Consider the following 19,127-nt stretch of genomic DNA (forward strand, 5'->3'; position numbering starts at 1 on the left):
CAGTACGCTTTCAGGTCGTCAGTTGGCTTCGCACGACCTTGCCGGCGGGGTTGCGTGGAATGCTACTGACGATGCCGATGTCTCTCGGCTGTTCGAATCGGGAAACCTTGTGCTTCAGGTATTCCCGTACCGCGGCTTCGTCGATGCCGGTGTCCGGCCGGGGCACGACATAGGCGGCTAGACGATGACCGAACCGGTCGTCGGGAACCCCGACCACCGCATAGTCGGCGATGTCAGGATGCTCCGCCAGCGCGTTTTCCACCGCCCGCGGATAGACGTTTTCCCCGCCGGAGACGATCATGTCGTCTTCGCGACCGACGATGTAGAGGCGCCCGGATTCGTCGAAGTATCCCATGTCGCCGGTGCTGCTCATGTTGTCGACGACGGCTTTGGCGCCGCCGCCGGTGTAGCCCTGTGCGGTCAGCTTGCCGCCGACGAACACCCGCCCGATGACATGGGACCCGACCGGGTTGCCGTTTTCGTCGAGAATGCGCACCGGGCAGCCGGCCACCGGTCTACCCACGGTTTCCGGAGCCTCGCGCAAGTCGGCCGGTGTGGCCAAAGCTCCGATGCCGACCTCGGTGGAGCCGTAGCCGTTGTAGAGGATGTCACCGTAGGTGTCCATGAACCGTCGCGCCACACCGGGATCCAGGCGGTCGCCGCTGGATAGCACCACCCGCAGGTACGGCACCGGGTTGCGGGCCCGCACGGCGTACGGCAGGTCAAGGATGCGCGCCAGCATCACCGGCACGGCGGTAAACGCCTGGGCGCGGTGCAGCGACGCCTGCGCCAGCGCGGCCTCGGCGTCGAATCGCCGCCGAGTCAGGATGGTGCCGGCCAGGCCTACGGACAGCATGGTCATGCCCAACCCGAGACCGTGAAACATGGGTACTGCCACCGAAATTCGCGAGCCGATCCGGAGCCCGGTGCGATCGAGTATCGTCGCGCCGACGCCGACCGCCGATATTATCCGCGGGGTGCGGGGCACACCCTTGGGTTTACCGGTGGTACCCGATGTCAGCAGGACGATCCGGCCTGCTGTCGCGACTTTGGGCCGCTTATGCTCGGGGGTCTCGATCGTTGCCGGGTCGATCGCCGTCATCGATTCTCCGGTTGCCGCCAGCTGTCGGACAAATTCGTTGTCGCACACCACGGTTGTGATCCGGTGAGTGCTCAGCGCAGCGGCCAGAGCATCGGTGCGGAACTCCGTGTTGACCAAGACGACGTCGGCACCGACCAACGCGACCGCGAACACCGCCTCGAGGAAGCCGCGGCCGTTGCGGCACAGGATTCCGACCGCCTGCCCGGGTCGAACGCCGCGGCGGTATAGCTCGCAAGCGACGGCCTCGGTCTTCGACTGCAGCTCGCGGTAGGTGATGGCGCCGTCGTCGTCGATGATGGCCGCTCGATGCGGCGCGCGGGCCGCCGCGATGGTCAGCAACGTAACGGGATTGGTGCCGCCGCGGCGCATCTCGCGAAGCAGGCGATGCGCCTGGGCAGGGCCTGGCGGCGTGAGCAATCGGGAACGCAGCAGCGCTCGGGCCGCGGTGGTGACCACGCTCGCGGTCGTCATGGCCGGCGCTTGGGCTCGATGGCGTACCGATACCACAGCCGCGCCGCCCAATCCACCGGCCCGGCCAGTGCCACCGTGGCGAGTTCGGCGGGCCAGACCCACCATGGCTCGATGGTGCGGGGACGCTCGATGATCGCTTTCGCGACGACGTCGGCGGCCTCGTCGGCGGATAGGCCCGGCAGTTTGCGCAGCAACGGGGTGGGTTCGGTCATCCGGGTGTGCACCAAGGCCAGATAGATCGTGGTGACATCGACGCCGTCGGCATGCAACTCGGGGGCGACGCTGCGCAGCCAGATGTCGAAGGCTCCCTTCGATGCCTGGTAGGCACCCCACTGCGGGCCGGGCGGCACCCGCACCCCGACACTCGAAATGCTGATGATGTGGCCGCCACCGTGCTCCCGCATCGCGGGCAGCACCCCGAGCAGCAGCCGGATCGGGCCCAGGTAGTTGACGTCTATGGTGCGCTGGAAGTCGTGCGGGCGGTCGTACTGGTGATGTAGCGAGCGCCGGATCGACTTGCCGGCATTGCTCACCACGATGTCCAGTGGGCCGTGGTCGTCGGCGATGCGTTTGGTCAGCGCGCTGACGGCCGCTTCGTCGGTGAGATCGGTCGGGTAAGCGACCGCTCGTCCGCCACCGGCGGTGATCGCTGCCACCAGGTCGTCAAGCCGATCGGCCGAGCGGGCGACGGCGAGCACGGTCCCTCCTGCAGCGGCCACCACACGCGCGGTCGCCTCACCGACGCCGTAAGACGCGCCCGTCACCAACACCGTTTTGCCGGCAACGGCTCGGCGCAACTTGTCGGGATCGGCAACCCGCGGCGGGTTGACCAGCTCGTCGATCACCTTGGCGGTCACGCTCATGCAACCATTCTCACCGCATGCGGCTACTCGACCGGCCGGGCAACGTCGGCGGTGGGGCGGTGGGTTCGCCGCGTTTTCGCGCCGCGTTAACGCATCCGGCAGCGGCCGGGCGTAGGCTGCAAATCAACACCCGCTTGATGCGGCGCGTGTGACGTAATCACCAGTACAGCTTGACATTTGGCGGAAGGAAGGTGCATGACCGATCTGAACACCACCACATTGCCGCCCGCGCTGCGCAAGGCGCTGGAGCTTTTGATTGATCCGCCGGCAGACCCAGACGTCAGCAAGGGTTACCTCGACTTGCTGGGCGCGGCGTCGGGGCAGGAATCCGCACCGAGCAAGGGCGTAATCCAGGCGATATGGACCTCGCCGGTGGTGGCGACGATCTACGACACCCAGCAGGCCCTTGTGCGCAGGCTGCTCGGCGTTTTGCGGCTGCCCATCGAGTGGTTGAACATCTCGGCCGGCGCCACCGTGCTCGACGTCGGCTGCGGCCCTGCCAGCATCACCGCGTCACTGGCCCACGCGGTCGGGGCCGAGGGCCTGGTCTTGGGCGTCGACTTGTCCGAGGCGATGTTGTCGCGGGCGGCGCGCACCCAGTGGGGGCCGCAGGTCGGCTTTTTGCGGGCTGACGCGCAACAACTGCCGCTTCGCGACCAGACCGTCGATGCGGTGGTCTCGATCGCCGTGCTGCAGTTGGTCCCGAATCCCGCGGCGGCGCTCGCCGAGATGGCGCGGGTGCTGCGTCCGGGCGGGCGACTGGCCGTGATGGTGCCCACCGCCGGGCGCGCCGCGCGGCTCTGGCGGGTTCTTCCCGATATCGGGGCCTATGTCTTCGGCGAAGACGAAATCGCCGACATACTGGAAGACCACGGTTTCGTCAGCGTGCGCACCAAGGTCGTCGGCACTTTTCAATGGGTCCGCGCCAAACGCGGATAATGATGTGACTCAAGGATTTTCGCTTTCCGCTAGCCGGAGCGCCGGGATGCGAAGTATTGCTTGTAGGCCTCGGCCGATGCGCGTAATTCGGGATTCGCCTGGAACTTCGGCTCGAACTTCTTCCACGCCGCCTCTCGTTTGGCCGGGATGTACTCCGTCGGCCAGTACGGGTGTTGCTGCGGCCGGTACTGCGTCAGGAGCCGTCGGGCGACGGTAGCCTTGTGCACCTCGTCGACTCCGTCGGCGATGCCCATGGTCGGGGCGCTGACGTACATCGCCTGCAGCGGAGTGAGATCCGTTGTACCAAGCGAGCCCAAGATGTGCAGCGCGCGAAACGATATCTCCCGCAGCACCTTGGCCATCGTGAACTTGACGGCCGCAATCTCGGTGCGGGCCTCCTGGGTGCTCGTGTTGTCGATCTTCCACGCCGTGTAGAGCACCATGAGCCGCAGCTGCAGCAGCTCGGCGTAGGAGTCGGCGATCTTTTCCTGCACCATCTGGTGCTCGGCGATGATCTTGCCGTGCGATTCGCGCGACAGCGCACGCTCGCACATCATGTCCAGCGCCAACTTGCATTGGGCGATGGTGCGCATGGCGTGATGGATGCGGCCACCGCCGAGGCGCCGCTGGGCGAGCACCTTGGCACCGTCCTCCGGGCCCAGCAGGTGGTCGAGGGGCACGCGGACGTCGCGGTAGATGATGTGGTTGTGGTTGCGGGGCTCCGGCATGATCTCGACGCCGGGCGTCTTGCGGGGCACCACAAACATCCCGTTGGTGCACATGACGAATAAGATGTCGGCCACCCGGCCCGCGGAGGTGAACCACTTCTCGCCGTTGATCACCCACTCGTCGCCGTCGCGGACAGCGTGGGTCTTGAACAGGTTGGGGTCGGAACCGCCCTGCGGTTCGGTCATCGAGTAGGCGGAAAAAATGTCCTGGTTCAGCAGCGGCTTGAGCCACCGCTCCTTCTGCTCCTCGGTGCCGTAAGCGGCGAGCATTTCCATGTTGCCTGTGTCGGGCGCAGCGGCGCCGAACATCGCCGGCGCTGACGGGTACCGGCCGATGATCTCGTTGAGCAGCGCAAGCTTCAGTTGGCCGAAACCCGGGCCGCCGAGGTCTTTGTCGAGGAAGATCGCCCAAAGCCCGCGGTCTTTGATCTGCTGTTGCAGGCCGCGCACGTAGCTCTTCACCACGGGGTCCGGTGAACGGACCGCGTAGGGGAAGACGTACTCGAGGGGCTCGATCTCCTCGCGACAGAATTCCTCGACCCAGTCCAGCTTCCTCTGGAATTCCGGCTCGGTGGAAAAATCCCAGGCCACGGTGCCTCCTGTGGTCAATCGGTTGGCCAGCGGTACAGACGAGTATCGGCCTCCCCCCGACATGCTCGTGGGAGGGGGGCGCATGCCGCCCGGCCTCACATCAGCCCTGGTCGTCGCCCGCCGGCCGTGGTGTCGGCTCAATCAGAAGCCTGAGCCGCTCGTCAAGCGTGGCATGGAAGCGCCCGATCGCGCTTTCGTGCCGACCGAACTCCACGTAGGTGTTGGCGCCGGCGCGTAGACCTCGCTGCACGCCCTGCGACATTTCGTTGTCCTCCAGCGCGCCGGCTGCGAGCAGGGTGCGTGCACCGGCAGGATCGCGGCCGTTGGCGTATTTCGTTGGCTTCTCAGCCGATTCGGCTGTGGTCATCGCGTAGATGGTGACCACGAAATGCTCGACGTAGACCGGGTCGATGACGATTAACAGCACCTGGTCGGGGAATGTCGCAAACATGGCGTTGGGGAACAAGTGATACACATAGGTGGCCTGTCCGTCGGTGCACCAAGTCGATACGGGCGGTGGTGCGTCGCGTCGCAGCGCAGCGACCGCGAGGTGCTCGAGCACGGCATCGAGACCGGCATCATCAAGCGGTTGCCGCACGGCGCCTACGTCGAACTTCGTCAGCCGCTCGGCCCGTTCCGGCTGCAATACCAGGGGGCGCCGGTACCCAAGCGAATGAACAAGCTCGCTGTCAGTGGCGCTCCCCCGACCGGCGGCCTGCTCGTCGCCGACCCGCCGGCTGAACGGGATGCTCTTGCCGCCGCGGCATACGCGGCCGGGCAGCGGGCCCGCACCGCGCTACGGCAACGGCAGGAACGCGGCTAATCCCGCGGTTGCTTACCGGTGCTGTCCGGCCGCTCCGGCATCCTGGTTACCCGCCACGGGTTCGCCCGTGTAATCGCCGAACGACCACAGGTTGCCCTCCGGGTCCCGAACGGCGAATTCATTGGCGCCGTAGTCGGTTTTCGCCAGTGGACGGACAATTTCGGCCTTGCGGGAAAGGACCCGCTCGTAGAGGCCGTCCGGGTCGCTGGTGACGACATAACCGCCAGCGCTTCCCGGCTCACGGCACCAGTCGGCGCCAGGTTTGTAGCTGCCGAGCATGATGCCGCCGCTGCCTTCGGGCCAATTCAACTGCGCGTGATCGACCCTGTCGCCCGCGCCGTATCGCGCTGTGAGCACGAAACCGAATGTTTCCACGTAGTAGTCGATGAGCTTGGCAGCGTCATGTGCCTGCAGCGTGAGCCACACCGTCGGATTCGAAGTAGTCATGCTCCGACTGTGACCCGAAGGAGTGCCCGCCGTCTTGGATGTTTCGGAACTCTTCGGCGAGCCAGGTGCCCGGCGGCACGCCGGTAAACCGGACGAACTCGCGGGTCAGGTGGGCCTGGTCGCAATAACCGGTGTCGGCCGCGACCGCGGCTAGATCAACCCGGCGATGCCGCCGCACCGATGCCGCGATCCTCGTGGTCGCGTGCTCGAATCGCATCAGCCTCGACACGGTTTTCGGCGACCTGCCAACCTCCCGCCGGAACAGCGCCGTCAAGTGGCGTGCGCTCAAACCGACACGATCGGCTAACTGTCCCACCGGGATTCGCCCCCGCGTGCGCTGCAGCAGATGCCAGGCGTGCGCGACCTCGGGCCGCACCGTCACACCGTCGCGGCGTCGCCCGGCATCCGTGAGGAAGGCGCTGACCGTTGCGAACACCTCCGGCCACTGCCGCGCCGCGGCCGCACGCTCGGGCAGTTCGGCCGCGTGCCGGCCGAGCACTTGCCCCCGTCGTAGCCGGTGACGGGCAGCTCAGCGCTGGGCACACCAAACAGTAGGCGTGACGCCAGTGGGTGCACTGCGAGTTGCACACCGGCCTGACCGCGCCGCTGCCGCACATGGCTGGCTTGCAGGTGCAGGCCGCCGAGGATCAAGGGGTTAGGTCGCGCATCGGGCAGCGCCTCGGCGCTGGCGGCCGCCTCCACCCCGTCGTCGAGGCTGACGATGAACGTCAACGTCGACGACGGCATACCGCGATGCACGGTTTCCGGGACGTCCAGGGCTCGGTAGCCCACCATCGACGTGACGCCCGGGGCGCTGCGCGGCGGTGCCACGACGAACTCCCAGCTGCGCTGCATCTCGCCGACCATCAAGAGCAACGCTAGCCGCTGTCGCGGAGGCCAGCGCGCAGCAAATCCCATGCGAGACGCCGGGCCTCTGTGGCCCTCTTGTACATCAGGCGTTGCACCGGCGGAATCGGATTAGGATCTGGTTCGTGGCCGTCGATGACGGCGGCGTGCACCTCCTCGGCGACCCGCATCGCCATCACCGCAGCCTCGTTCACGTGTTGCAGCGCGCGGTGCAGGTGCTCGTCCTCGATTAGCAGGTGGGCGTTGTCGATCTCCACCGCAAAGTCGTTCACCACCTGAGCGATCCGCTCGATGATCGGATTCATGGCTTGCTCCCGTTGGTCGCGGTCCTCGAGGCGCAGCACCCTCGCGCCCTCGTCCCACAGGAGCGCCAGCATCTGGGTGTGCGCACCGACAGCGCGCGAGACCTCGACCAGCGCTTGCCTTTGTAACCGCTCGAGTAGATGCCTGCGCTCGACGCGGGCCAGTTCCCGTTGAGCTTCCATCTCCGCGCGGTGCAACGCCCGTTGGGCTTCCATTTCGGTCTGGTGCAAGCTTCGGGTCAACGCGAGCTCGCGCGCCGACCGTTCCTCGGCGGCGGCCAGCTGGCTGCGCAGGCGTTCGTGGGATTCGGCCGCGTTCTGGGCTGCTTGACGCTGGATGGCGATGGTCTGCCAGAGGGCTATCAGGGCGACACCGAAAACCACCGCGCCGAAGAACCACTGGGCCTTGGATCCGCTTTCGCCAGGACTGAACACGATGTACCAGACGATGACCACGCTGGCTGCGACTCCCCCGGCCAGCCAGCACAGCCCGCGCCACCCGCCGACGGCGTGGTGCCAGCGCGGGTCGCGGCGACGCGGCTGGAGGGGCGGCGTCGACCCGTTGAGCTCTCCGGCTCCCGGTGGCCGGGTGGCCCTGGCCGATCGCGCGGGCCAGCTCATCGTGGCCTCCCTTCTGCCTGAGCCTCCGCAATGCGGGTTCAGACTAGAGCCGCGGCTTGGCGGCGACGCCGCTCGGTCCATCTCGGACCGGCTGAGGGCTGCTCACCGCACCTCAGCGCGGCGACGGTATAACACGCTGATTGCGGTCGACGTCCGACGGCGGGTTAGTGTGCTTTGGTCAGCCTCGCGAAGAGGCGAACAGGAAAAGTTGGGCACCTTCATGACCACAGCAGCAGAAGCATCGGCGATCGAATCGCGGGTCGGCCACTACTACCAGATGGACCGCACCTACCTGGTCGGGCGCGAGAAGCTACGCGAGTACGCCCGTGCCGTGCAGGACTACCACCCTGCGCACTGGGATGTTGCCGCCGCCGCCGAGCTAGGCTACCCGGATCTGGTGGCGCCGCTGACGTTCACGTCGGTCCCGGGCATGGCCTGCAATCGCCGCATGTTCGAAGAGGTGGTCGTCGGTTACCACACCTATGTGCAGACTGAAGAAGTCTTCGAGCAGCACCGCCCGATCGTCGCCGGCGACGAGCTGCGTATCGACGTCGAACTGTCGTCGGTCCGCCGGATCGCCGGGCGAGACCTGATCACCGTGACCAACACTTACACCGATGCTGCCGGCGAACGGGTGCACACCCTGCACACCACTGTCGTCGGCGTCACCGCCGAGGACGTCGATCCGGCGATCAAGACTGCCGCCCAGAACGCGATGATGCACGACGTGAACATCGCCGAAATCGGTGCCTCGGATGCCGACTACGAGAAGACGGTGCGCCCCCCGAGCGAGGTTCGGATCGCCGAGGGCGGCACGACCCGCATTCCAGGGACGCGATTCTTCGAAGACGTGCAGGTCGGCGACGAGTTACCTGTGCGCCATGCGCGTCTGTCCCGCGGCGACCTGGTCAACTATGCGGGCGTCGCCGGCGACGCGAACCCGATTCACTGGGACGAAGGCATCGCCAAGCTCGCCGGGCTGCCCGACGTGATCGCCCACGGAATGCTCACCATGGGGTTGGGTGCCGGATACGTATCCGCATGGTCAGGTGACCCTGGCGCGGTTACCCGCTATGCGGTGCGGCTGTCCCAGCCCGCGATCGTGTCGGCCGCCGAGGGTGCAGACATCGAATTCAGCGGCCGGATCAAGTCGCTGGACCCGGCTACCCGCAGCGGTGTCGTCATTGTCGGCGCCAAGTCGGGTGGCCGGAAGATCTTCGGCCTGGCGACGGTGACCGTCCGGTTCCGCTGACCCCGACGCCCTGGTGGTGTCGACGGTGCGGTCAGAAACGGCCGAAGTTCGACGCCACCCGTGGATCGGGTAGCCACCAGCGCCTGGCGCGGCAGACGACGGGGTGAATCTGCGCAATGGGTGTCAGAGACTTGTCGGTGCCCGCTGGGATGCTTCGCGACGAGCGGGGCCGCTAACAGGCGTAACCTGCCCCCAAAGAGACTGGAGGTGCACGGTGGCGGGACTGGCCGAATTTCCTCGCGGCCTGGTGACTCTCGAAGAGTGGGACGCGCTCGAACTCGGCGACGCGCGTCGCTGGGAGCTCGTCGAGGGAAGCATCCTCATGACACCGCGGCCGCGTCCGCTGCACCAGGTCGTGTCGAAGAATCTCACTCGGTTGCTTGACGAACGGCGACCGGACTCGCTGGTCGTGCTGCAAGAGGTCGAGGTCGTCCTCCGCGAAGGGACCTATCAGCGGGTCGAGGCCACCGTCGGTGATTGGGTGCGAACTAAAGAACCTGTGGCGCTGGACTTTACGCTTGACCAGCTAACTCAGCCCTGAGCAGAAGGGCGCGCGTGCGAGCAGCTGCGGCGGCGTCCCTCCGCGGCGTTCTCAGCTCTCCACTAGGTCGGGGACAGGCTCTGCCCCCGTCAGCCAGTGGCGTCCGGTGCGGCGCGCGGTTTCCCACTTGGGAATGCTCACCGCGTCGTCCTGGCCGAGGTCCTCGGGGGTCGGGCCGATGCGCTCGGCCAGCGCAGCGAGGGCGTCCAGGTCGAAGTTGTAGATCTCGGCTGCTGCCAGGCCCAGCATCTGCCGGGTCTCCTCGATGGGAACGTCCCAAAACGAGCGACGCAGCCAGTCGCGGGTGTGCGGCCACGTCCCCTCCGGATGGGGAAAGTCGTTGCCCCACAGCATGTTCGACACGCCAATCTCGTAGCGCCGCGCCAGCTCCCGACGCTCGGTGGTGGTGGCCCCGATAAAACAGTTGCGGTCGAAGTAGGCCGAGGGCGGCATGGTCAGATCGCCCTCCATCTGATGGCTCATCTTCTTGGCCGAGTGCTCACGCAGGTAGCGGGTATCCATCAGCCACAGCAGGTCGTTGGCCCAAAACGCACCGCACTCGGTGACGCCCCAGCGCAGCCGGGGGAAGCGTTCGAACACCCCCGACCACAACGCGAACCACAGCGGCCGGGCCCCCCACCAGCGCACTTCGGTGACGTAGATGCCCAGGTGGCCGCCGTACTCCTCTTGCGGGGCGGGGCCGGAGTGGGTGTGCACCGGCATCTGCAGGTCCTGGCAGGCGGCCCAGATCTTGTCGTAGCGGCGATCGTGGTAGGGCGGGTAGCCGACCCAGCGTGCGGGGATCAGAATCCCGCCCCGCAATCCGGACTCCGCGGCGCGGGTGATCTCGGCGACCGCTGCGTCGACGTCTGCAAGTATCGGCACGACCGCGACCCCGGCCCGCCGCTCGGGGCTGTGGCTGCACAGCTCGGCCAGCCAGCGGTTGTGGGCCCGCGCCCCGGCCATGGCACGTCCGGGGTCGAGGTCGCCCGACTGGCCCAGCCCGGCCCCGAACGGGGCCCCGGCGACCCCGGTCACGGCGTCGGCGTCGGGGAAGATCACCTCGCCGACCACCCCGTCGCCGTCGAGCTCTTTGTCCCGCAGAGCTACGTCCCAACCGCCGGCAATGCCCTCTCCGTGCTCGGTGAACCACCGCTCCGCGAATTCCTCGTCGATGAACCCGCCGACCTGCGACGCCGCAGCCTTCTCGGCCAGGTAAGCCTCGAAGTCCTCCCGGTATTCGGGGTCGACGTACTCCCGGTATCGCTCGGTGGGCAGCTCGGCGTGGCAGTCGGCCGAGATGATGACGTATGGCTCCACGGTGGTCCCTTCGCTACCAGGCACGGATGGGGTCGGGTTCGAAGACGGTGCTGCGGGCGTCGGCGGGCACAGCGGGCAGCGGCTCAGCGACCTCGGCCACGGTCGGGCCGATTCGGTCGACGAGAGGCGTTAGGGCCTCGAGGTCGAAGCCGTAGACGGCCGCCGCGTTGCCGCCCACCATGGCCGCGACCTCGTCGGCCGGGACGCCGCTGAAGGTGTACCGCAGTGCCTCCCGGGTGTAGGGGGCGGTGCCCTCGAAGTGCGGGTAGTCGCTTCCCCACATGATCTTCTCGACGCCGATGCGGTGGCGCTCGGCGCATTCGACAGGCCGCATGAAGCTGGCGCCGACGTAACACTGGCGTGCCCAGTACTGGCTCGGCTTCAGGGAAAGCGAGCCGGCGGTGGGCCCGGCGAAGCGGGCGATCGCCGAACTTGCCCGGGCGTAGCGAGCCGCCGCCACGTCGAGCGAGTCGAGGGTCGCCGGAATCCACCCGGCTCCCTGCTCGGTGAACACCACGGTCAGGTCTGGATGGCGGTCCAGTGCGCCGCTGAAGATCAAGTGCCACAACGCCCGATGCGCCCACCAGTGCGTCTCATACACCCACACCGCAAACGAGCTGCCCCACCCGTCGGTCGGGCTGGGCCCGGCGCTGCCGCCATGGTGGTTGACCACCACGCCCGCCTCCTCGCACGCCGCCCACAGCGGCTCCCAGCGCTCGGCATAGAGCGGTGGGATGCCGGTGCCGGGGACGACGCCGGGCAGCAGCACACCGCCGCGCAGCCCCAGCTTGGCGATCTGCGCTATCTCGGCGACAGCTTCGTCGAGGTCGCCGAGCAGGATCTGGCCCACCCCAGCGCGCCGCTCCGGTGACAACGAGCAGAAGTCGGCCAGCCAGCGATTGTGCGCGCGGAGCCCGGCCCAGCGCAGTTCGAGCTCGCGGGCGGTCTCTGGCGGGGGAGCGGCCAGGCTCGCCTGAGGAAAGAACGGCGGCACGGTATTGGGGTAAATGACTTCTCCCGCAATGCCTTCGGAATCCAGATCAGTGTTGCGCCGATCGCTGTTCCAGTTGCGTTCGGCGTCGGGCTCGGTGAGGTCGCTAAACGGGTTAACGTAAGTGCTTGCCCAGCCGTCGAATTCGTCCCGGTACTGCGGGTCGAGGTACTCGCGATAGTCAAGCAGATCCGCGCCGGCGTGGCAGTCAGCCGATATAACCGTGTACCGCTCCATGGGCTACACCCGCGCCGGCTCGGGCCCGGGAGCAGCCAACAGGGCCAAGTCGTCGTAGCGCTGGTGCACATAGGGCAGCAGCCACTCGGCTGGCACCCGCTCTACGACCCGGCCCACCTGCACGGTGCGCCTACGACACCAGGTGATCGACCTGATCTGGCGAATCACGATGTCGGCCACCGGATCCAGCGGCGACTCCCCCAACTGGAGTGTGCCGTAGATGTTTTCGAGCAGCTCGTAGTGGCGGTGGTACTCGCCGTAGACCAGGTGGGGGTCGGTGATGCCGTTGCCGTCGGGAGCACGCAGGAACTTGAAGTAGAACTCGGTGTTCACCTGGTCGGGCGGTGTGGCCGCCGGGCCGGTGACCTGACCGTTGACTTTGATGAGCCGATAGCCCAGCCGGTCGACGGTGGCGGTGACGCGATCGCCATCGCGTTCCACCTCGATGTGGGCCAATTTCTTTGGTTCGCCGAATGTTTCGCGTCCACCGGTGACCGACTGTTCGGTGGACTGGGGCATGAAGAGGGGATAGTCGCCGTGCAGGTCGCCGTGGCGGGCGGTCACCGAGAACACTGCCGACCCGAACGGCGGTCTGCCCTCGATCCGGACCCGCTGAAGCTGAACGCGCACCAACGGCTCGGCCGCCGGCTCCAGCGGCTTGGGCAGTACGGCCGCGACGATCTCCGGATCGGTGAGGTACGTAACGGTCACCGCTTCGGTGGCGATGGGCGCCTTGGTGGCGTCGACCTCGTGATCGACTTGCGCCTCCGGTGGGCGCGGGCCGTAGCGAATCACGTTGGCGCTCAACGCTTACCTCCTTCGGTAGCAGTCTTGTCGAGCACGTCGACCAGGTAGTCGGGGTTGCTGCGATTAAGGATCGATGCCGCCTTGCGGCTCACGACTTCCTCGCCGGGAGTGGGTGGACCCAGCATCCAGAAGCGATCCGCCCGGATTCCCTCCACCACTTGGTCGGCGACCGTCTCGAGCGGGGTGAACTCGACACGCGCCCCGGCGGCCTCGAAGCGGGCGACAACGTCGGCCAGAGTGTGCTGGGGTGTGCGGCGTTTCTGGGTCGCGGCGTAGCGCGCCGGGCGGTGCCGCCACGACTCCCAGATGCCGGTGTTCAAAAAGCCACTGGGAAAAAGGACGTGCGCCCGCACCCGGGTCCCGGTCATCTCCAGGTGGGTGTAGAGGCTTTCGGTCAGGCAAAGCACCGCGGCCTTGGTCATCGGGTAAATCGCATTGGCCGGTCCGCCCATGGCGCCCCGGGCAATTGGTGCGAACCCGCCGTTGCCCGAGCAGGTGTTGACCACGTGTCCTTCGCCCTGCTCGAGCATGATCGGGACGAAGGCCTTGATGCCATGGATCACGCCCAGCACGTTGACGTCGATGCCCCAGCGCCAGTCGGCCAGGTCGTGTTCCCACATGTAGCCCTCGGAGACCGCGCCGGTGCCGGCGTTGTTGCACACCACGCACACCGCGCCGAAGCGATCAAGCGCCTCCTTGGCCAACGACTCGACGGAGGAATAGTCGGCGACGTCGGTAACCACCCCGAGCGCCTCGATGCCCTCGTCGGCGAGTGCCCGGGTTGCCTCGTCCAGCGGTTCTTTCAGGACATCGGCCAGCACCACCTTCATGCCCTCCTGGCCGAACCGCCTGCCCATGGCACGGCCGATACCTCCGGCACCGCCGGTTACGACCGCCACCTTGCCCTGAAGGTCAGTCATTGTGGCAATCGTCACATGGTCGCGCTGTGTACCGCAAGAAGTCGCATTATGCGACCATTGCTCTGTGGCTGCGCGTCCCTCCCCCCAGACCGAGCGGGTGGTGAGCCTGTTCGAGCAGCTGGCAGGTGATGAAGGCCGGGGGATGACATTGGCGCAGGTGTCGCGGCACTTGAGCGTCCATAAGGCCAGCTGCCACGCGATGCTCTCCGAACTGCTGCGGGCCGGCTGGCTATTGCGCGACCCGGTTCGCAAGACCTACCACCTCGGTCCCGCTCTGGTGCGGCTCGGCAGGGAGGCGGCGAGCCGCTACCCGGCGCTGGTGTTGGCCCGCTGCGCTATGGCGGAGCTGTCGGCCGCGACCGGCGCTCATTGCATTGCCTTCTCGGTCAGCGATGACCACTCCACCGTCGTCGATCAGGTCCGCAGCCCTCACGGCGGTGGTCACCCGATGCCCATCGGCACCCAGTTCCCCCACCGCCCGCCGTATGGGGCGCCGATCGTGGCCTGGGCCGGACCAGATGCTCGGGAGCGGTGGCTGGCTTCCCTGCCCGAGGATGTGCGTGATCGGTACCGCCAGGCGTTGGCAGCGGCCAAGCAGCGCGGCTACGCGGTCGGCCTGCATATCCTGCCCGACCTGCGCTTGCGGGAACTGGCGCAGATCGTGCGCAGTGCCGAAGTGCGTTCCACGCGGCTGAGTCAGCTAGCGCAGGCGTTGACCGACGAACTGATTCACCAGGAGGAGTGGTTCCCGGTCAGTCTGGACCCAGATCGCACCTACAAGGTGAGCCACATCGACTCGCCGATTCTGGAGCCAGGGCCGCGCATCGCCCTGATGCTCAGCCTGGTTCCCAGCGCGGAGCCGATGAGCGGTGCAGCGGTCACCCGGCTGGGGGAGCACCTCGCTTCGGCGACTCGCCGACTAAGCGCCGCCTTGGCGGACGAAGCAAACGAGGGTGCCGCCGACAGGTAACCCGTTGTGCCGAAGGCCTTTTCAGCGTCGCGGTAGCCCACAGCGTTGATGCGGTGAGCGTCCGGAAGCAGCGGCCGACACGGGTTTTTATGCGAGCATCGGGTCGATCGCCGACCGGGGCACAAGCACCTGCAACGCCCCGGCTGAGTCGGGCAGCAGCGCGCCCTGGTCGAAGAAGAAGTACACCCCGTCGTTGACCACGGCGAAATTCTGGTAGTTGTCCGGGTTGTACAGCGCCCCCGGTGCGATCGGCAACGGCGGCGTCTGCGTCGTCGGCGTGGCCGCTGCCGGCTGTCCCGGTTGCGCCGGCGGCGGTGGCGGTGCCTGCTGCTTCTGCAGTTCAGCCTGCACGATCGGCGCGACGGTCTTGAGCGGATCGTCCACCCGCCACAGCGGCGTATGTTCTTTGTCGTCCGAAGCGGCCGTGTAGGTGATCGCCTTGCGATAGGTCTGGTCCCAGTTGAACGCCTTCCATGTCGTCTTTGGGTTCGCGCCGACGTTTTGGTACACCTTGAACACCACGGCCTGCGTGCCGCGCGGGGGAATCGCTGAGTTGTATTCCGTCGGCTTCATCTTCAGCTCATACGGGGTATCGCGGGGCGCGCCAGACTTGGCCGCGTTGAGGAATCCATCGCGCGTCTGCGAGACGTATTCGGCGACCGACTTCTGGTCGGGGTAGTCCAGCGGGATGCTGATGTCGACGCTGTACCCGGGGTCCGACGACTGGATCTCACACGTCCTGCCGGTATTGGCGCCCTTGAGGTCGGCGCAGTAGTCCTTCGGGGCAGCCACGGCAATGCCGGCGGAGCCCAAGATGGCGGCGGCCGCGACGAGCACGGCCATGCTGAAGAAGCGCATAGTTTCAATCCCTCCAAGCAGACACAGCACCGCTGCGGAACGAGAGATTAGCGTGCAGCGGTCCTTATCAAGTGGGGGCCGGCGGAGTTACCGCTGAATACCGTAGTCCGAAATGGAAGGGTGACACCTCACACCGCGTTTGGCCAGTTCATGGACCCAACCACCGGCGACCCCAGGGCGGTGGAGATCGGCCCAGCTCCACCAGCGCGCCTCGCCTGGGCAGGCGCTTCCAAGCCCTCGACGTCGTAGCGCGTCCGATAGGTGCTGCATTTGTGTATCAGCCGAACACAAGAAGCCAGGCTTAGTCAGAAGTTGGGAATCTACCCCCCTGGCTGGCTTGCCGCAAAGCTCACCGTTTCCAGTCCACCAGCCTCATTCGGACGTCGACGCTCGGCCCGAGTTTCTGCTTGAGCACGTGGAGGAAGCCCCACTGATGCGACACCTCACCAGCCAGGCGTCTGCACACCTGAACCACCGCCTCAACCGGCTGGCGGTCATAATCGAGTTCGGCGTCTCGCTCCAGGCTTTCATCTGCGGAAGCGACCGGTAATTCGTTCTCTAGCAGCATCACCGCGATCTGGCGCTTGTCCACCAGTACCACCCAGCGCATTCCTTCCGGCACTTCCGGCAGCGCGGAGGACATCTCCTCGTTAGAGGGATAGGTCATGGCGTGTCGACGCTAGCCCGCGCCGGGTAGCCGCGGGAAGCCGATAATAGTCGACGGCGCGAGTCCAGGTCATCGCGGTGCGCATCTAGCGACAGCCTTTCGGGGGTTACCCGCGTGAACATGACCACCCAGCCGACGATGAGAACAACTCGCCTCCGCTCACGAACTCATACACCCCGCCGGACGTCATGAGGAGGATCCGGCAGGACGACCCGGTTGAGCTCGAATACTTTCTTGCCGCGGCGCACGGAGCTTTCGACGCGCGTCGACCAGACCCCATGCGGCCAAGCCGAAGAAGAGTGCGGCGATCGGCAGCATTGTCAATCCGCCATCGGGTGTAAACATCACCCAGACGGCGAGGCCGCCAAGTGCTGCGAGCAGGGCCGCCGCTACAAGACCAATTGTTCCGGCAACACTCGATTCTCCGGAGATTGGTCGGCGCTGTTCTGGCGGCATCCGACGATAGCGAAGCGCTGCCACGATCAAAACAGCCATCCCGACTCCAGCGATCACGAGGCCGGAGACAAAACGGCCTGGATCGTGATAGTGGTTAAGCGCACGGGCGCCGCCGTAGCTAATCGCGATCAGCGCGGCGATGTACAAGACGCGCACCGTAGTCATCGCGTCACCCTTAATCATTTGGTGTGGTCCAATATGTAGTCGCCCCCGCTGTTAATGGCGCCGCCTACGCACGCGCCGCCAATAATGAGCGGATCGAGGCCACCGGTGATGAGGCCAACAACGCCAGCCGAGCCTCCTCCGACGACGCATCCGCCGCCCGCCTTACGAAGCATTTCCCAGAGGTTGAACCGCTGAGCGTCAGTGAGCCTGGCCTGGACCTCGGTGGCTGCCCTCAGTTCATCGGGGTTGACCCGAAGAATGTCGGGCATTGGTAGTCAGGGGCGCGGTGTCTGCAAGGCAGACCCGTTTCCCCATCCCCCTTTCAATCCGTGCGTGCGGTTTTCCCGCACACGGCTTACCGATGATCTTCTAGACATGGTTACGCAGCCTTCGGGTAACGGATGGTGCCACGAAGTCGATACAGGCCGTGCCCGTTGAACCACGGCTCAGTCCACTGATCAGCTTGCCCAGCACGAAGGTTGCGGCCCCGCTTCTTAACCATCAAGCGGAACAACCGCCGCCACACGTACCGGTCGATCTGGGTGAACTTGTCGGCGGCGTTGCCGGTGCGAAAGTAATTTCCCCAGCCGCGCAAGATCGGAGTCAGCTCCGCGATGATGACGCGGATGTCTGTCCCGGCGCGGTTGCGGCCGGTGCGGTCGCGGACCTTCTCCCGCAGCCGCTTCATCGCCCGCTGTGACGGCCAACGGTGCAGGTAGTAGCGCACGATGCGCCGTTGTTCCCACAGCCGCCCCGACATGCGAGCTCGGAAGTGACAGCCCAGAAAATCCAGCCCCTCCCGACCCTCCCGTAGGTCGACTACCTTCGTTTTGTCCGGATGCAGCCGCAACCCCAATGACGCCAAGATTTCTCCCACCGCCGCCAAGGCGTGCTCGGCTTGTGCCGCATTGCGACACAGCACCACACCGTCATCGGCGTAGCGCACCAACTCACCCACCCCACGGGCAGATAACTCAGTGTCGAGCACGTGCAGGTAGATGTTGGCCAGTAGCGGCGAGATCACCCCGCCCTGCGGTGTGCCTGCGACCGTCCGCTCCAACACACCTTCGACCATCACTCCTGCCTGCAGCCACAAGCGCAGCAGTTTGAGCACCCGCCGATCCGAAACCCGTTTACTGACCTGAGCCAGTAGCCGGTCGTGGTCGATTTCGCCGAAGAAATTGGCGATATCGAACTCGACCACAAACTGATAGCCCTCGATGAACCCGGTCCGCAAGCGTTCCTTAGCCATCGTCGCCGACCGCCTCGGCCGAAACCCATACGAGCACGACAAGAAATCCGCCTCGAAAATCGGTTCCAACACGATCTTGGCCGCCGCCTGGGCCACCCGGTCTCGCACCGTGGGTATCCCCAACGGCCGCTTACCGCCCTGTGGTTTGGGGATCTCCACCCGGCGCGCTGGCGCCGGACGGTAACGACCCGTGCGAAGGTCACCGCGCAACTCACGCAACATGCGGTCCACGCCGTAGTCCTCCACCGCGGCCACGGTGATGCGATCCACCCCGGCCGCGCCCTTGTTCTTGCACACGCGAAACCACGCCTCCCACAGGACGTCACCCCTGTAGATACGGTCAAACAGGGCGTGGAAACGCCGACCCTCAGACTGCTTGGCCGCAGCCCATAGCGCCCGTTGCAGTTGTCGCACTTTCACTCCCGACGGGCTCAACGGCTCGTCATCGGCTACGGCAAGCAATGGCTTGCCGGGGTTATTGGACCGGAGCGATCCGGTCATGCCCTCACACTTACCCGCTTCGCGCACGTGATCAAAGCAGGGGCCCTTCCTCCCGACGCGTTATGCTGCACGCCGATCAGCGGTACTATGACCCCCTCGGACTCCCGCTGTGCTCCAAGGACTTTCACCATCGGCTTATACCCTTGGTCTCTTGCCCGACGCGGGCGTGCGCAGACGGGTCTCTCCAGTTCCGAACCAGACTGTGTGCACGTGCCATCTCCCCTACCCCGAGGAGACCCGACGAGCTGACCCCGGACCGGGACTCGCCGGACGTGGCCTTCACCGTGACATGAGCGGCTCGGCTCTCCTGTTGTGAATCTGACGAGGCTGCAGAGTTCGCGATGCTGCTACGGCCCGTGCACTTGCTCCCTCCAAAGAAGCTCTTGACACCCCGCTTAGCCCGTCGCCTCTCAGCGACGAACCGGGGCCTGCTACC

General features: G+C 66.2%; 19 protein-coding genes and 2 pseudogenes. 6 read left to right on the plus strand and 15 right to left on the minus strand.

The window, feature by feature from the left end:
- Positions 1–10 precede the first annotated feature (10 nt).
- A complete protein-coding gene (locus MYXE_RS23255; RefSeq protein WP_085194561.1) occupies positions 11–1,573 on the minus strand; it encodes an AMP-binding protein in 1,563 nt (520 codons plus the stop codon).
- Positions 1,570–2,436 (minus strand): SDR family NAD(P)-dependent oxidoreductase, encoded by an 867-nt coding sequence (locus MYXE_RS23260; RefSeq protein WP_085194563.1) that lies wholly within the window; start codon positions 2,434–2,436, stop codon positions 1,570–1,572. The genes MYXE_RS23255 and MYXE_RS23260 overlap by 4 nt, the downstream gene beginning before the upstream one ends.
- 195 nt (positions 2,437–2,631) lie before the next feature.
- Between MYXE_RS23260 and MYXE_RS23265 the strand changes: the two genes are divergently transcribed.
- Complete coding sequence (locus MYXE_RS23265) at positions 2,632–3,375, plus strand: methyltransferase domain-containing protein (protein ID WP_003921361.1); 744 nt, start codon at positions 2,632–2,634, stop codon at positions 3,373–3,375.
- Between the two features lie 29 nt (positions 3,376–3,404).
- On the opposite strand, the gene MYXE_RS23270 is transcribed toward MYXE_RS23265, so the two are convergent.
- Positions 3,405–4,694 (minus strand): acyl-CoA dehydrogenase family protein, encoded by a 1,290-nt coding sequence (locus tag MYXE_RS23270; RefSeq protein WP_085194565.1) that lies wholly within the window; start codon positions 4,692–4,694, stop codon positions 3,405–3,407.
- Between the two features lie 100 nt (positions 4,695–4,794).
- Positions 4,795–5,292, minus strand: a complete 498-nt coding sequence (locus tag MYXE_RS24820) for an SRPBCC family protein (protein WP_332102198.1) — start codon at positions 5,290–5,292, stop codon at positions 4,795–4,797.
- Here MYXE_RS24820 and MYXE_RS24825 point away from each other — a divergent pair.
- Positions 5,209–5,517 (plus strand): annotated as a pseudogene (locus MYXE_RS24825) (cytochrome bc1 complex cytochrome b subunit); the annotation flags it as partial. The gene MYXE_RS24820 and the pseudogene MYXE_RS24825 sit on opposite strands and share 84 nt — an antisense overlap.
- A gap of 12 nt (positions 5,518–5,529) precedes the next feature.
- On the opposite strand, the gene MYXE_RS23280 reads toward MYXE_RS24825, so the two are convergent.
- The 3 genes and pseudogenes from MYXE_RS23280 to MYXE_RS23290 form a co-directional block, all read right to left on the minus strand.
- Positions 5,530–5,964: a VOC family protein gene (locus tag MYXE_RS23280; protein WP_085194569.1), complete on the minus strand. Its 435-nt coding sequence runs from the start codon at positions 5,962–5,964 to the stop codon at positions 5,530–5,532.
- Positions 5,918–6,759: pseudogene (locus tag MYXE_RS23285) on the minus strand (AraC family transcriptional regulator). Before MYXE_RS23285 ends, MYXE_RS23280 begins: the two are co-directional and overlap by 47 nt.
- A gap of 83 nt (positions 6,760–6,842) precedes the next feature.
- Positions 6,843–7,754 carry a hypothetical protein gene (locus MYXE_RS23290; RefSeq protein WP_085194571.1) on the minus strand — a complete coding sequence of 304 codons (912 nt, stop codon included), beginning with the start codon at positions 7,752–7,754 and terminating at the stop codon, positions 6,843–6,845.
- 220 nt (positions 7,755–7,974) lie between these two features.
- Between MYXE_RS23290 and MYXE_RS23295 the strand changes: the two genes are divergently transcribed.
- Both MYXE_RS23295 and MYXE_RS23300 read left to right on the plus strand, forming a co-directional pair.
- Positions 7,975–9,006: a fused (3R)-hydroxyacyl-ACP dehydratase subunits HadA/HadB gene (locus MYXE_RS23295; protein ID WP_085194602.1), complete on the plus strand. Its 1,032-nt coding sequence runs from the start codon at positions 7,975–7,977 to the stop codon at positions 9,004–9,006.
- A gap of 214 nt (positions 9,007–9,220) precedes the next feature.
- On the plus strand, positions 9,221–9,547 hold the full coding sequence (locus tag MYXE_RS23300) for a PDDEXK family nuclease (RefSeq protein ID WP_003921354.1): 327 nt from the start codon (positions 9,221–9,223) through the stop codon (positions 9,545–9,547).
- A gap of 51 nt (positions 9,548–9,598) precedes the next feature.
- Here the strand turns inward: MYXE_RS23300 and MYXE_RS23305 are convergent, their stop codons facing one another.
- The 4 genes from MYXE_RS23305 to MYXE_RS23320 are packed head-to-tail and all read right to left on the minus strand — an operon-like array spanning position 9,599 to position 13,822.
- On the minus strand, positions 9,599–10,867 hold the full coding sequence (locus MYXE_RS23305) for an amidohydrolase family protein (protein ID WP_039890457.1): 1,269 nt from the start codon (positions 10,865–10,867) through the stop codon (positions 9,599–9,601).
- A gap of 13 nt (positions 10,868–10,880) precedes the next feature.
- Positions 10,881–12,095, minus strand: a complete 1,215-nt coding sequence (locus MYXE_RS23310; RefSeq protein WP_085194573.1) for an amidohydrolase family protein — start codon at positions 12,093–12,095, stop codon at positions 10,881–10,883.
- 3 nt (positions 12,096–12,098) lie between these two features.
- Positions 12,099–12,902 (minus strand): acetoacetate decarboxylase family protein, encoded by an 804-nt coding sequence (locus MYXE_RS23315; RefSeq protein ID WP_085194575.1) that lies wholly within the window; start codon positions 12,900–12,902, stop codon positions 12,099–12,101.
- Entirely contained in the window at positions 12,899–13,822 is a 924-nt protein-coding gene (locus MYXE_RS23320) for an SDR family oxidoreductase (RefSeq protein ID WP_085194577.1), read from the minus strand. Before MYXE_RS23320 ends, MYXE_RS23315 begins: the two co-directional genes overlap by 4 nt.
- Positions 13,823–13,886: 64 nt before the next feature.
- On the opposite strand from MYXE_RS23320, the gene MYXE_RS23325 reads away from it, so the two are divergent.
- Positions 13,887–14,792, plus strand: coding sequence for an IclR family transcriptional regulator (locus tag MYXE_RS23325; RefSeq protein WP_085194579.1), 906 nt, complete (start codon positions 13,887–13,889; stop codon positions 14,790–14,792).
- Between the two features lie 87 nt (positions 14,793–14,879).
- On the opposite strand, the gene MYXE_RS23330 is transcribed toward MYXE_RS23325, so the two are convergent.
- The 3 genes from MYXE_RS23330 to MYXE_RS23340 form a co-directional block, all read right to left on the minus strand.
- Positions 14,880–15,650, minus strand: coding sequence for an esterase (locus tag MYXE_RS23330; protein ID WP_003921348.1), 771 nt, complete (start codon positions 15,648–15,650; stop codon positions 14,880–14,882).
- A gap of 349 nt (positions 15,651–15,999) precedes the next feature.
- On the minus strand, positions 16,000–16,317 hold the full coding sequence (locus MYXE_RS23335; protein ID WP_085194581.1) for a hypothetical protein: 318 nt from the start codon (positions 16,315–16,317) through the stop codon (positions 16,000–16,002).
- 186 nt (positions 16,318–16,503) lie between these two features.
- Entirely contained in the window at positions 16,504–16,938 is a 435-nt protein-coding gene (locus MYXE_RS23340; protein WP_139821144.1) for a hypothetical protein, read from the minus strand.
- Positions 16,939–16,961: 23 nt separating this feature from the next.
- On the opposite strand from MYXE_RS23340, the gene MYXE_RS23345 reads away from it, so the two are divergent.
- Positions 16,962–17,213 (plus strand): hypothetical protein, encoded by a 252-nt coding sequence (locus MYXE_RS23345; protein ID WP_139821145.1) that lies wholly within the window; start codon positions 16,962–16,964, stop codon positions 17,211–17,213.
- A 104-nt stretch (positions 17,214–17,317) separates the two neighbouring features.
- Here MYXE_RS23345 and ltrA read toward each other — a convergent pair whose 3' ends face one another.
- The gene (ltrA, locus tag MYXE_RS23350; protein WP_085196455.1) at positions 17,318–18,691 is read right to left on the minus strand and encodes a group II intron reverse transcriptase/maturase; all 1,374 of its coding nucleotides are present in this window, start codon (positions 18,689–18,691) and stop codon (positions 17,318–17,320) included.
- Positions 18,692–19,127: the final 436 nt, after the last annotated feature.

Source organism: Mycobacterium xenopi, from assembly GCF_009936235.1.
Lineage (GTDB): Bacteria > Actinomycetota > Actinomycetes > Mycobacteriales > Mycobacteriaceae > Mycobacterium > Mycobacterium xenopi.

Excerpts from the sequence above, each read along its gene's own strand:
- MYXE_RS23255 (WP_085194561.1), bottom strand. The coding sequence starts at position 1,573 with ATGACGACCGCGAGCGTGGTCACCACCGCGGCCCGAGCGCTGCTGCGT.
- MYXE_RS23260 (WP_085194563.1), bottom strand. The coding sequence starts at position 2,436 with ATGAGCGTGACCGCCAAGGTGATCGACGAGCTGGTCAACCCGCCGCGG.
- MYXE_RS23265 (WP_003921361.1), top strand. The coding sequence starts at position 2,632 with ATGACCGATCTGAACACCACCACATTGCCGCCCGCGCTGCGCAAGGCG.
- MYXE_RS23280 (WP_085194569.1), bottom strand. The coding sequence starts at position 5,964 with ATGACTACTTCGAATCCGACGGTGTGGCTCACGCTGCAGGCACATGAC.
- MYXE_RS23290 (WP_085194571.1), bottom strand. The coding sequence starts at position 7,754 with ATGAGCTGGCCCGCGCGATCGGCCAGGGCCACCCGGCCACCGGGAGCC.
- MYXE_RS23295 (WP_085194602.1), top strand. The coding sequence starts at position 7,975 with ATGACCACAGCAGCAGAAGCATCGGCGATCGAATCGCGGGTCGGCCAC.
- MYXE_RS23310 (WP_085194573.1), bottom strand. The coding sequence starts at position 12,095 with ATGGAGCGGTACACGGTTATATCGGCTGACTGCCACGCCGGCGCGGAT.
- MYXE_RS23320 (WP_085194577.1), bottom strand. The coding sequence starts at position 13,822 with ATGACTGACCTTCAGGGCAAGGTGGCGGTCGTAACCGGCGGTGCCGGA.
- MYXE_RS23330 (WP_003921348.1), bottom strand. The coding sequence starts at position 15,650 with ATGCGCTTCTTCAGCATGGCCGTGCTCGTCGCGGCCGCCGCCATCTTG.
- MYXE_RS23335 (WP_085194581.1), bottom strand. The coding sequence starts at position 16,317 with ATGACCTATCCCTCTAACGAGGAGATGTCCTCCGCGCTGCCGGAAGTG.
- MYXE_RS23340 (WP_139821144.1), bottom strand. The coding sequence starts at position 16,938 with ATGACTACGGTGCGCGTCTTGTACATCGCCGCGCTGATCGCGATTAGC.
- ltrA (WP_085196455.1), bottom strand. The coding sequence starts at position 18,691 with ATGACCGGATCGCTCCGGTCCAATAACCCCGGCAAGCCATTGCTTGCC.